10 protein-coding genes are annotated in these 11,713 nt (G+C 69.1%); 6 read left to right on the top strand and 4 right to left on the bottom strand.

Annotation, left to right across the window (positions count from 1 at the left end; translation table 11 throughout):
* Positions 1 to 29 precede the first annotated feature (29 nt).
* From QHF85_RS26815 to QHF85_RS26805, 3 genes are read left to right on the top strand one after another with little or no spacing between them, the layout of a single operon-like run.
* Positions 30 to 1,655 (top strand): aldehyde dehydrogenase family protein, encoded by a 1,626-nt coding sequence (locus tag QHF85_RS26815; protein ID WP_281330170.1) that lies wholly within the window; start codon positions 30 to 32, stop codon positions 1,653 to 1,655.
* 2 nt (positions 1,656 to 1,657) lie between these two features.
* On the top strand, positions 1,658 to 2,446 hold the full coding sequence (surE, locus tag QHF85_RS26810) for a 5'/3'-nucleotidase SurE (protein WP_281330169.1): 789 nt from the start codon (positions 1,658 to 1,660) through the stop codon (positions 2,444 to 2,446).
* A gap of 11 nt (positions 2,447 to 2,457) precedes the next feature.
* Positions 2,458 to 3,036 carry an adenine phosphoribosyltransferase gene (locus QHF85_RS26805; RefSeq protein WP_281330168.1) on the top strand — a complete coding sequence of 193 codons (579 nt, stop codon included), beginning with the start codon at positions 2,458 to 2,460 and terminating at the stop codon, positions 3,034 to 3,036.
* 415 nt (positions 3,037 to 3,451) lie between these two features.
* Here the strand turns inward: QHF85_RS26805 and dapE are convergent, their stop codons facing one another.
* The 4 genes from dapE to ndk are packed head-to-tail and all read right to left on the bottom strand — an operon-like array spanning position 3,452 to position 6,645.
* Entirely contained in the window at positions 3,452 to 4,534 is a 1,083-nt protein-coding gene (gene dapE / locus QHF85_RS26800) for a succinyl-diaminopimelate desuccinylase (protein ID WP_281330167.1), read from the bottom strand.
* Complete coding sequence (locus QHF85_RS26795) at positions 4,531 to 5,358, bottom strand: 2,3,4,5-tetrahydropyridine-2,6-dicarboxylate N-succinyltransferase (RefSeq protein WP_281330166.1); 828 nt, start codon at positions 5,356 to 5,358, stop codon at positions 4,531 to 4,533. The genes dapE and QHF85_RS26795 overlap by 4 nt, the downstream gene beginning before the upstream one ends.
* A gap of 22 nt (positions 5,359 to 5,380) precedes the next feature.
* Positions 5,381 to 6,220 carry a hypothetical protein gene (locus QHF85_RS26790; protein ID WP_281330165.1) on the bottom strand — a complete coding sequence of 280 codons (840 nt, stop codon included), beginning with the start codon at positions 6,218 to 6,220 and terminating at the stop codon, positions 5,381 to 5,383.
* Entirely contained in the window at positions 6,217 to 6,645 is a 429-nt protein-coding gene (ndk, locus tag QHF85_RS26785; protein WP_281330164.1) for a nucleoside-diphosphate kinase, read from the bottom strand. Before ndk ends, QHF85_RS26790 begins: the two co-directional genes overlap by 4 nt.
* Before the next feature lie 168 nt (positions 6,646 to 6,813).
* On the opposite strand from ndk, the gene QHF85_RS26780 reads away from it, so the two are divergent.
* The 3 genes from QHF85_RS26780 (at position 6,814) to QHF85_RS26770 (ending at position 11,608) form a co-directional block, all read left to right on the top strand.
* Complete coding sequence (locus QHF85_RS26780; protein WP_281330163.1) at positions 6,814 to 7,527, top strand: response regulator; 714 nt, start codon at positions 6,814 to 6,816, stop codon at positions 7,525 to 7,527.
* Positions 7,524 to 9,359 carry an ATP-binding protein gene (locus tag QHF85_RS26775; RefSeq protein WP_281330162.1) on the top strand — a complete coding sequence of 612 codons (1,836 nt, stop codon included), beginning with the start codon at positions 7,524 to 7,526 and terminating at the stop codon, positions 9,357 to 9,359. The genes QHF85_RS26780 and QHF85_RS26775 overlap by 4 nt, the downstream gene beginning before the upstream one ends.
* A gap of 68 nt (positions 9,360 to 9,427) precedes the next feature.
* Positions 9,428 to 11,608, top strand: a complete 2,181-nt coding sequence (locus tag QHF85_RS26770; RefSeq protein WP_281330161.1) for an alkaline phosphatase D family protein — start codon at positions 9,428 to 9,430, stop codon at positions 11,606 to 11,608.
* Positions 11,609 to 11,713 lie beyond the last annotated feature (105 nt).

Here is an 11,713-nt window from a genome sequence, read left to right as displayed (position 1 = left end):
CGCAGATGGAATGGTAGGCTCCGCGCCGCATGGACCTGCAGCAAGATGGGCAAGCGGCCGAGGCGGTGACGGACGCCCCGGAGGCGAACGTGACGAACGAGGCGAGCGCGCCGCGAGCGACGGAAGCGGCGAGCGGCCCCTTCCCCACGCGGAGCCCGCTCGATGGATCCGCGCTGCCGGCCGTGACGGCGACGTCGCCGAGCGAGGTCCCGGTCCTCGCGCGCAAGGCGCGTGAGGCGCAAACGGCGTGGGCCGCGAAGACGGCGCGCGAGCGGGCGAGCGTGATCGCGCCCGTGAAGAAGCGGATCCTCGCGCGCGCCGAGGAGATCGCGGACCTCGTGCACCGCGAGTGCGGCAAGCCCATCGAGGAGGCCGCGCTCGCCGAGGTGTTGCCGAACGCGGACCTCGTCGAGTACTGGACCGACGCGATCGAGGAGCTGCTCGAAGGCACGACGGTCGAGCTCGATCCGCTCTCGTATCCCGGCAAGATCGGCCGGATCCACAAGGCGCCGCGCGGGCTCGTCGGGCTCGTGACGCCGTGGAACTACCCGGTGGCGATCCCGCTGCGGACGATCGTGCCGGCGCTCCTCGCGGGCAACGCGGTGCTGTTCAAGCCGAGCGAGATCACGCCGCGGGCCGGCGCGCTCGTGGCGTCGCTGTTCGAGGGGCTCTTGCCGGAGGGCCTGCTCGCGCTCGTGCAAGGCGGCGGGGACGTGGGCGCGGCGGTCGTCGACGAGGCGGACATCGTGGTCTTCACGGGCAGCGTGGCGACAGGGAGGCGCGTGGCCGTGCGCTGCGCGGAGCGGCTGATCCCATGCTCGCTCGAGCTCGGCGGGAAGGACGCGGCCATCGTGCTCGCCGACGCGCAGGTCGAGCGGGCGGCGAACGGCATCGTGTGGGGCGCGTTCACGAACGCCGGGCAGAACTGCGCGTCGATCGAGCGCGTGTACGTGGATCGGAAGATCGCGGACAAGATCGTGCCGCGCATCGTGGAGCTGACGAAAGCGCTCCAGCCGGGCCGCGATACGGCGGTGCTGACGACGTCGCGGCAGTGCGACATCGTGCGGCGTCACCTCGCGGAGGCCGAGGCCGCCGGGGCCGAGGTGCTCGCAGGCGGCGCGCCCGAGGCAGGATCGCTCGCGTTCGCGCCGACGGTCGTGAAGCTCGACCGCGAGGACACGCCACTGCTGCGGGAAGAGACGTTCGGGCCAATCCTGCCGATCGTGCTCGTCGACGGCGCAGAGGACGCGATCACGCGGGTGAACGCGTCGACGTTCGGTCTGACGACGAGCTTGTGGACGCGGCGCGTGGGCGCGGCGCACGAGCTCGCGCGGCGCCTCAAGACGGGCGTCGTGACGATCAACAACCACGGCTTCACGGCAGCCGTGGCCGCGGCGCCCTGGACGGGCACGGGCGAGAGCGGGTACGGCATCACGAACAGCCCGCACGCCCTGGGCGAACTGACGCGCCCGCAGTTCGTCCTCGAGGACCGCAACAAGGCCGCACGCGAGCTCTGGTGGTACCCATACACCCCCGTGCTGCGCAAGATTGCCTTCGCGATGGCGCGCGTCCGGGGTGGGGCGGGTTTGTTCGGCCGCATCGCCGCGGCCTTCGAGCTCGTCGCCGCGCTGCCGAAGCGCCTGCTCGGAGGATGACCGTGGAGGACTCTCGCCCGCTGATCCTGCTCTCGAACGACGACGGCTACGCCGCGGAGAACCTGCGCGCGATGCAGCAGGAGCTCGCCCGGTACGGCCGCGTGATCGTGTGCGCGCCCGAGGTGAACCAGAGCGCCACGAGCCACTCGCTCAGCCTGCACCGGCCGCTCCGGCTTCGAACCGTCTCGGAGGGCGTGTTCGCCATCGACGGGACACCGGCCGACTGCGTCTACGTGGCAATGCACTCGAACAGTCGAGTGCTGCCGCGCAGGCCCGATCTCGTGGTGTCGGGGATGAACCATGGGCTGAACCTCGGCGTGGACGTGTTCTACTCGGGCACGGTCGCAGCCGCGCGCGAAGCGGCGATGCGCGGGGTGCCAGCCGTCGCGGTGTCGGCCGACGGGAAGGCGGATCGCGCCGCAGCCGCCGCGATCGGCGCGCGGATCGCAATGGAGACGCTCGCAGCCTTCCAGCGCGCGCCCACCGCACGCGCGCCGCTCTTCAACGTGAACGTGCCGCCAGGCAGCGCGTGGCCCGTTCGTCCCACGAAGCTCGGCGCGCGGCTCTACACGGAGAGCGTGATCTTCCGGGAGGATCCGCGCGGGCAAGAGTACCTGTGGATCGGCGGCGGCGGCGTGCGCCACGATCACGTGCACGGCTCGGACACCGAGGCCTTCGACGAAGGCGCAGTGGGCGTGACGCCGCTCATGCAGGATCTCACGTCGCCAGGGCACCACGACCTCTGCGTGGCAACATGCGCGGCCGTTTCACTCGGCGAACGCGAAGGCTAGTCTTCTCCGCGATGACGACCACGTTCGATCCCGACAAGCTGCCCGGGGCGCATGCGCTCGCGTACCTGCAATCAAAGCTGCGGGACGTGCCCGACTTCCCGAAGCCGGGCATCCTGTTCAAGGACATCACGCCGCTGCTCGCAGACGCGCGGGCGCTGCACATCACGATCGATCTGCTGGCAGAGCGGTTCATCGGCGAGCGCATCGACGTCGTCGTAGGCATCGAGTCGCGTGGATTCATCTTCGGCGGCGCCGTGGCGACGCGCCTCAACGCGGGCTTCGTCCCCGTGCGCAAGCTCGGCAAGCTGCCCTGGAAGACGGATCGGCTGACATACGCGCTCGAATACGGCGAGGCCGAGCTCGAGATGCACGTCGACTCGATCCCGAAAGGCGCACGCGTGCTCGTGATCGACGACGTGCTCGCCACAGGCGGCACAGCAAGCGCAGCAGCCGAGCTCGCACGCAGGCAAGGCGGGACCGTCGCAGCCTTCGCATTCGTCGTGGAGCTCGATTTCCTCGCAGGCCGATCGCGGCTCGACAGCGAGAACGCGCAGCCAGCCGTGTACTCGCTCGTGCACGTCGGCGGCTGATACATGCCGCCGCGCCGGGGTTTCACCCCGGACCCGACCAGGGGTTGTCCACCCCTGGACCCGGACCAGCGCAAGCGCTGGACTCGGGGTCGATGAACTGCGCGATGCGCAGTTCATCGAACGGGCCAGGGTCAAGACCACGAGCGACCCTGCCAACCAAGACAGCAGCGCTGCTGGTTCAGCCGGCAACGCGGTCCCACCGGCCTGTGGGACGAACTGCGCATCGCGCAGTTCGTCCCCCAAAGGTCCAGGGCTGGCTCTGCAAAGAGGGGGCGGACAGCTTAAAAACTTTCCCCGCATCGACTGCGCTTCGCGCAGTCGATGCCCAGAGGTCCAGGGCTGGCCCTGGTCCGGGTCGAGGGGCGGATAGCCCCCGCGGGGTCCGGGGCAGCGCCCCGGCGCGACGCCTCCCGGGCTACCGCCGACCGATTGCCTCGAAGTACCGGCTGAGGATCGCGCGTCCTTCGACGAGCTTTGGGATCGACGTCCACTCGTTGCGTTGGTGGGCTTGTGCGTTCTCGCCTGGGCCCCAGTTCACGGCGGGCACGCCGAGGGCGGCGAAGCGTGCGACGTCGGTCCATGCTTGCTTTGCTTCCACGCCGGCCACGCCTGCTTCCTTTAGTGCGAGCACGAGTGGGTGGGAGGCGTGTGGCGGTGCGGAGGGGGAGAGATCGGTCCACTCGATCTTTGCGCGGCTTGCGACGAGTGCCTCGATCTCGCGTTGTGCCTCGGCGAGTGATGTGTCGGGGGAGAAGCGGTGGTTCACGTTGAGCGTGAATGCGTCGGGCACGACGTTCCGGCCGCGACCGCCCTCGGCGATGGTCACGGATGTGACCGTGCGGTAGACGAGGCCGTCGAGGATCGACGTGCGTGGCTCGCGCGCGCCGAGCTCGGTGAGGAACGGGCCGGCTTTGTGGATGGCGTTTTCGCCTTGCCATGGCCTCGCGCTGTGCGCGGTGCGGCCTTCGAACGTCAGGCGCGCGTGGATCGAGCCTGATGCGCCGAGGCTGAGCTTGTTGTCCGAGGGCTCCATGCAGACGGCGAGATCCACGGCTGTCGCCTCGGGATCGTCTGCGAGCACGCGGCCGAGCTCGTTGTCGGCGTACGGGCCTTCTTCGCGGGCGTAGAAGATCAACGTCAGATCGGTTCCTGCGATCTCGCGCGCGCCGTGCTCCAGCAGATCGAGCATGAGGGCGAGACCCGACTTCATGTCCGAGGCGCCGGGGCCGTAGAGGTTGTCGCCTTCCACGCGCGGCGGGCCGTCGTGTGATGTGCGCACGACGTCGAGGTGCCCTGCGAGCGCGACGCGTGGACCGCCTGTGCCTCGCGTGACGGGCACGACGATCGAGTCGCCGTGACGGCGCGGCGGCGCGGCGAGCGGCGCGCGGGAGACGCGGTCCAGGACGGCGTCGGCGAGCAGGCGCTCCTCCCCCGTCGGCGAGGGAATGTTGCAGAGCCAAAGGAGCGTCTCGACGAGCCTTGCTTCGACTCCGCTCATACCGCCACCGCGAAATCCCGCAGCGCTGCGTTCAGCGACACCTTGCGATCGGTCGACTCGCTGCGCTTGCCGATGATGAGCGCGCACGGCACGCCGAACTCGCCTGCGGGGAAGCGCTTCGGTCGCATGCCGGGGATGACGACGCTGCGCGCGGGGACGCGGCCGCGGTGCTCGACGACCTCGGAGCCCGTCACGTCGAGGATCGCGGTCGACGCCGTGAGCACCACGCCTGCGCCGAGCACGGCCTCGCGCTCCACGATCACGCCCTCGACCACGATCACGCGCGACCCGACGAACACGCCGTCCTCGATGATCACCGGCTGCGCGCTCGGCGGTTCGAGCACGCCGCCGATCCCGACGCCGCCCGCGAGGTGGCAGTCGCGGCCGATCTGCGCGCACGATCCCACGGTCGCCCATGTGTCGACCATCGTCCCGGCGCCCACGCGCGCGCCGATGTTCACGTAGCCCGGCATCAGGATCGCGCCGGGCTCGAGGAACGCGCCGTACCGCACCGTGCCCGGCGGCACGACGCGCACGCCGGCGGCTTCGAGGCCACGCTTCAGCGGGATCTTGTCGTGGAACTCGAGCGGCCCCGCCTCCATCACCGACATCTTCTGCACGGCGAAGTAGAGCAGGATGGCCTGCTTCACCCACGCGTGCGTCACCCATTGGCCCTCGGCGATGGGCTCGGCGACGCGCAGAGCGCCTCGATCGAGCGCGTCGATCGTCTCGAGGACGGCGCGCTCGTGCGCGGGATCCTTCAGGAGGGAACGATCGGCGAAGGCGGCCGAGACGAGCGGCGCGAGGGTGTCGGCGAGGTTCATCCCGGCCGACTTAGCACGGATTTTACGTGGCCTCGCGCTCGCTCTCCATCGACACGATCCCGGCGGCCGCGTCGATCGCGAACCCGAGCTTCGCGCGACGCGCGGCCACGCGGGCGATCCCGAGCGAGCCCGGCACGTCACCCCGTGCCGTCACGGACAGCACGAGCCGCGTCGCCGCCGCGTTTCGCGGCGCCGGGCTCAAGCGAACGATGAGCCCACCGCTGGACGAACGCGCGACGCCGAGCCGCGCCGTCACCGTCCCGCGCCGTGAGGCGATCGGCGCGGCGAGCTCCACGAGCCCGCCGAGCACGTGCCGATCGACCACGAGCCACGAGGGCCGCGGCGCGTCCACCGCGATGCGAACCACGCCCTCCTCGGCGGCGCGATTCGCGCCGAACCGCTGCTCCAGCACGTCCACGAGATCGAGCTCCGTCGGCGTCGGCGCGACGGCCGCGGCGAGCAACTCCCCGACCGCGAACGTGTCCCGCAGCTCTGCCCCGTGCTTGCGGACGGCCGCTTCGAGGGCGAGGCGCCGTCGCGCGTCGGAGAGCGAGCCGCCGCCTTCGAGCGCGGACGCGAGGGCCGCGACACACGTGCCTGCGTGCGTGCCGAGGGTGCGGGCTTGATCCTGGGCCTCCGTATCGGAGGCGAACGCTGCGACGAACGCGAGCGCGAGCGCGGCGAAGGACTCGCGCAGCGCCTCGCAGGCCGGGAGCATCTCGCTCGCTGCGACCGCGAGGGCGCGTGGCCCGATGCGGCGTGATCCGAGCAAATCGGAAAAGCCTTCGAGCGCGGCGAGGCCCTCACGGACCGCGCCGCGCGCGATGGCGAGCGGGCATTCTGCGCGCTCCGGGTCGGTCACGCGCGAGGAGAGACCTCGTAGCCGGCGAAGAAGTAGGCGATCTCGCGCGCCGCGGACTCGGGCTTGTCCGAGCCGTGCACCGCGTTCTCGCCGACGCTCGCGGCGTACAGCTTGCGGATCGTGCCTTCCGCGGCGTTCGCGGGGTTCGTCGCGCCGATGACCTCGCGGTACTTCGCGATCGCGTCCTCGCGCTCGAGCGCCATGATGACGATCGGGCCGCGGGACATGAACGTGGTGAGCTCGTCGAAGAAGCCGCGACCACGGTGCTCCGCGTAGAAGCCTTCGGCCTCGGCGCGGGTGAGGTGGATGCGCTTCATCGCGCGGACGATGAAGCCCTCCTGTTCGAGGCGGGCGATGATCGCACCCGTGTGGTTCTTCTCAACCGCATCGGGCTTGACGATGGAAAGAGTTCGCTCGAGAGCCATGAGGCGCCCCTACTAGAAGAAAGAGGGCGTGCGCGCAAGAAAAGCTCGCCAGAGCGCGTCGTTATTGTCGAATTGGAGGGGGGCTCCCCGACATGGCTCGGCTCGCCCCTACGCTCGACCGCACGCCACGCGCCTGTCACACAAGGCTGCTAGAGGTGGGGCCCACGCATGCCGACGAACGTTCTCATCGTCGAGGACGAGCGCGACCTCCAGCGCGTCCTGTCCTACAACTTCAAGACGGCGGGGTTCGACGTCGTCTCCGCGATGAACGGCGAGACTGCGCTCCGCGCGGTCAAAGAAGAGCCGTTCGACCTCGTGATCCTCGATCTCATGCTCCCCGACATGCCGGGCACCGAGGTGTGCAAGCGCCTCAAGCAATCCCCGGAGACGGCCAATATCCCCGTCATCATGGTCACGGCCAAGGGGGAAGAGGTCGATCGCGTCGTCGGCTTCGAGCTCGGCGCCGACGACTACGTCGTCAAACCCTTTTCCGTGCGCGAGCTCATCTTGAGGGCACGTGCGATCTTGCGCCGCGCCGAGGGCACGCCGACCGACGGCGCGAAGATCGACTTCGGTGTCCTCCGCGTCGATCGCGCCGCGCACCGCGCGTGGGTGAACGGCGAGGAGATCGCCTTCACCGCGCTCGAGTTCAAGCTGCTCGTCGTCCTCTTCGATCGCCGCGGGCGCGTCATGACCCGCGACGTGCTGCTCGACGAGGTCTGGGGCTCGCACGTCGACGTCACGGCCCGCAACGTCGACACGCACGTCAAGCGCGTGCGCGAAAAGCTCGGCCTCGCCGGTGACTACATCGAGACCGTGCGCGGCGTCGGATACCGCTTCCGCGCCGAGCCCGGCGAGCTCTCCCCTTCCGCGGACGAATGATCGGCCGCCTCGGCATCCGCGCGAAGCTCATCCTCGCGTCGGTCGTGCTCATGCTCCTCGCGGGCTTCGCGATCGAGCGGTTCGGCTCTCGCTCCCTCGAAGCGCTCATGATCGAGCGCACGACGGTGCAGCTCACGGGCGAGCTTCGCCTCTGCGAGGACATCGTCCGGCGCCGTTGCGAGGCCTCTCCGTGCGCCGACGGCGCCACGCTCGACGGCCTCTCCGACGAGCTCGGCGCGCTCTCCGGCGGCCGCGTCACGCTCATCGCGCCGGGCGGCGCGGTCCTCGGCGACTCCGAGCTCTCGCTCGACGAGGTCGTACGCGCGGAGAACCACGCGGCGCGCGAAGAGGTTTCCGCGGCGCTCCTGAACGGCACCGGCAGCGCGTTCCGCTACAGCGGCACCCTCGGCCAGCGCATGATCTACGCCGCGCGCCGGTACGGAAAACCCGAGCACGGCGTCTCCGTCGTGCGCATCGCCGTCCCGCTCACCGGCATCGACGACGCGATCGGGCGCGTGCGCATCTTCCTCCTCGTCGGCATCGCCGTCGCGATCGCCGCGGCCGTCGCGATGAGCGCGTTCGGCACGAGCCTGCTCACGCGCCCCGTCCGCAGCCTGACCGAGGCCGCGCTCGCGATGGCCGGCGGCAACCTCGCGATCCACGCGCCCGCGCAGGGCACCGACGAGACCGCGCAGCTCGGCCGCGCCTTGAACCGCCTGTCGAGCGAGCTGCTCGCGGCGATCGAAGAGCTGCGCGACGAGCGTGATCTCCTCGCCTCGATCCTCGACGGCATGAACGAGGGCGTGCTCGTCACCGACGGCGACGCGCGGATCGTCCTCGCGAACCGCGCGCTGCGCGGCATGACGCTCGTCGGCGAAGGCACGATCGGCAAGAGCGTGATCGAGGTCATCCGCAACGCCTCGCTCCAGGAGGCGCTCGATCGCGCCGCCGTGAGCAGCGAGGCCATCGTGCGCGAGGTCGAGCTCTCGGGCCTGCTGCCGCGCAAGCTCCTCGTGCGCGTCTCGAAGCTCCCGAGCCGCAAGGATCGCGATCGTCAGAGCACCAACGATCGAGGCCTCATCGCCGTCTTCCACGACGTCACGGACCTCCGGCGCCTCGAGACGATCCGCACCGACTTCGTGGCGAACGTCTCGCACGAGCTCCGCACGCCGGTCACGGCCATCAGCACCGCGGCCGAGACGCTCCTCGCCGGCGCGCTCGCCGAGCCCGAGGAGGCCGCCGAGTTCGTCGACGTCATCGATCGTCACGCCAAGCGGCTGCGGCAGCTCGTCGACGACCTGCTCGATCTCTCGAAGATCGAAAGCAAGAATTACCGCTTGAAGCTCGTCGAGCAGGACGTGACGCCGGCGGTCACGCACGTCGCGCGTCTGCTCGAGGAGGCCGCGCGCCGCCGCAAGGTCGAGCTTCGCATCGAGCGCCCCGAGGGCCCGCTGCCGGCGCGCATCGATCGCCGCGCGATGGAGCAGGTGCTCATGAACCTGTGCGACAACGCCACGAAGTACGCCGGCGAGGGCGCGCACGTCGTCGTCACGGCGCGCCCGAAGGCCGGCGGCGGCGTGGAGATCAGCGTGAAGGACGACGGCCCCGGCATCCCGACGGCGCACCTTGGCCGCATTTTCGAGCGCTTCTACCGCGTCGACGCGGGCCGCTCGCGCGACCTCGGGGGCACGGGCCTCGGCCTCAGTATCGTCAAGCACCTCGTGGAGCTCATGAACGGCACGATCGACGTCGAAAGCCAGCTCGGAAAAGGCTCGACGTTCACGGTGCGACTTCCGCCCACGGGCGACAGAGCGTCGCGCGACCGGTCGTAGTCTTCACCTTCAAAAAAAGAATCCGTTCGGGCTTTTGCTACGCCCCCCGGCTCTGGCACATTTCGATCATGCTGAGCCGTAGAAGCTTCCTTCGCGCAACCGTCGTCACCGTAGGCGCCGCCTTCGTCCCGGGATGCGGCGACGATACCTCGAACACGCCAAGCAATCGCGAGCTCGTGGAGGGGAAGGGATATTTTCCCCAATCCGTCGCCTCGGGGGATCCGCGCCCGAAGAGCGTCGTCGTCTGGACGCGCGTCGTCGACAGCGAAAAGGCGGGCTGGGACCTCGACATCGAGCTCGAGATCGCGCTCGACGCTGCATTCACGAAGCCCGTCTCCGCGCCCATCAAGCTCCAGGCGCTCGCCGCCTACGACAACTGCGTCAAGGCGCGGATCGTCGGCGACCCTGGCACGACCTACTACTATCGATTCGTCTACGAGCGCGACGGCATCTATTACGTCTCCCGCGTCGGCCGCACGAAGACGGCGCCCAAGGAGGACGCGGACGTGCCGGTGCGCTTCGCCTTCGTCTCCTGCCAGGATTTCGTGGGTCGGTATTACAACACGCTCCTCGCGCTGGGGACCGAGGAACTCGATTTCGTGGTCCACCTCGGCGATTACATTTACGAGACGACCGGCGACCCCTCGTTCCAGACGCCGGACGCGGCGCGCAAGGTCGTCTTCCGCGACCCGGCCTCCGCGATCGAGCTCGGCGCGAACGGCGACGAGAAGTTCTACGCGGCGAAATCGCTCGACAACTACCGCGATCTCTACCGCACGTACCGCTCCGATCTCGCGCTTCAGGCCATTCACGAAAAGTTCCCGATCGTCCCGACCTGGGACGATCATGAATTCGCGAACGATTGCTGGGGCGCGAACGCCACGTACCTGAGCGGCCGCGCGAGCGAGCTCGACGTCGCGCGCCGGAAGGCGGCGAACCAGGCCTGGTTCGAGTACCAGCCTGTCGACTATGTTGACGACCCCGACTTCAAGTACGACGCCGCCGCCGAATACCCGAACGACATCCGCATCTATCGCGATTTCGCGTTCGGCAAGCACGTCCACCTCGTCGTGACCGACCTCCGGAGCTACCGGCCCGATCACCTGATCCCCGAGGACGCCTTCCCCGGCGCGGTCATCTTCGACGAGGCCACGCTCACGGCCTCTCCGGGGGGCCTGCCCGGCCCCACGGTCGCCACGCCTTACGTCAACATCGACGACGCCGCCTATGCCCCCTACAAGGCCCTCCTTGCGCAGGTCGCGATGGCCTCGGGTTATGACGTCGCGAAGATCGCGGGCAACGTGAGCGTCGAATACATCAACGCGGTCGTCGCCCAGGTCAACGGCGGCGCGAACCCGCCCGATCCGCCGTATCTCACGGTCGATCCCACCGGCAAGCCGCGGGGCCTCTCGTATTTCGACCTCAACAAGGTCAGCTTCTACGCGCAGATCGGCACGCGTTATTTCGTGCACAAGGACGCGTTCGACGTCTTCAGCACGCTGCGCTACGCGGCCGATCCGAAGACGCAGGACGTCATGGGCGAGACGCAAGAGGCCTGGTTTTTGGAGACGCTCACGGGTTCCACGAAGACGTGGAAGGTATGGGCGAACGAATTCAACATCGTCCCGGTCCAGGTCGATCTGCGGCAAATCGTGGGCATCCCGGCGAGCGTGCAGCGCCGCTTCTACATGGGCGTCGAGGGCTGGGACGGTTTCCGCGACAAACGGAACGAGCTGCTCGGCAAGATCGGCGGGCTCGGCAATGTCGTCGCATTGACGGGCGACCTGCACACGTTCATGACCGGCACGCCCTGGGCCGAGCAGGATCCTTCGAAAAAGATCGTCGAGTTCATGACGGGCGGCGTCTCCTCGACGCCCTTTCGGGACGAGCTCACCTCCCAGGTGAAGTCCGATCCCGTCCTGAGCCAGATCCCCGCGGCGCCGCTGCTCGCGCTCCAGATCGACGACCTCGTGCTCGACACGGAGACGAAGGTGAACCCGCACCTCGCCCACGCCGAGAGCAATACGCATGGTTATGCGGTCGCCGAGGTGAGCGCCGAGGAGATCGTCGTGACGCTGCATTCGATCTCCGGGAAGGAGGTCACGACGAGTTATGCCGGAAAGACGGCGGAGTTCGTGGCCAAGATGAAGAAGGCGCGCTTCAAGACGGTCGCCGGCGGGAGCGACCTGTTCAAGGAGATCGACGGCGCGTGGAAGCGGTGGGATTCGGAAACGCTCATGTGGGTATGAGGATTGCGGGTGGGGAGGGGTAAGAAGCGAGGAATCGAGCCGGACACGTGTTGTCGTCGCTCGACGGCGCGTGTTCGGCGGCCGGACGCTTGCCCTGTCGCGCCG

The organism is Polyangium sp. 6x1 (assembly GCF_029946515.1).
Classification (GTDB): domain Bacteria; phylum Myxococcota_A; class Polyangia; order Polyangiales; family Polyangiaceae; genus Polyangium.
This window is presented reverse-complemented; position numbering and strand designations above follow the sequence as displayed.

What these genes read in the sequence shown, in the direction of transcription:
- dapE (WP_281330167.1), bottom strand. Translation starts at nt 4,534, where the DNA reads ATGAGCGGAGTCGAAGCAAGGCTCGTCGAGACGCTCCTTTGGCTCTGC.
- QHF85_RS26780 (WP_281330163.1), top strand. Translation starts at nt 6,814, where the DNA reads ATGCCGACGAACGTTCTCATCGTCGAGGACGAGCGCGACCTCCAGCGC.
- QHF85_RS26815 (WP_281330170.1), top strand. Translation starts at nt 30, where the DNA reads ATGGACCTGCAGCAAGATGGGCAAGCGGCCGAGGCGGTGACGGACGCC.
- QHF85_RS26775 (WP_281330162.1), top strand. Translation starts at nt 7,524, where the DNA reads ATGATCGGCCGCCTCGGCATCCGCGCGAAGCTCATCCTCGCGTCGGTC.
- QHF85_RS26770 (WP_281330161.1), top strand. Translation starts at nt 9,428, where the DNA reads ATGCTGAGCCGTAGAAGCTTCCTTCGCGCAACCGTCGTCACCGTAGGC.
- QHF85_RS26805 (WP_281330168.1), top strand. Translation starts at nt 2,458, where the DNA reads ATGACGACCACGTTCGATCCCGACAAGCTGCCCGGGGCGCATGCGCTC.
- QHF85_RS26795 (WP_281330166.1), bottom strand. Translation starts at nt 5,358, where the DNA reads ATGAACCTCGCCGACACCCTCGCGCCGCTCGTCTCGGCCGCCTTCGCC.
- ndk (WP_281330164.1), bottom strand. Translation starts at nt 6,645, where the DNA reads ATGGCTCTCGAGCGAACTCTTTCCATCGTCAAGCCCGATGCGGTTGAG.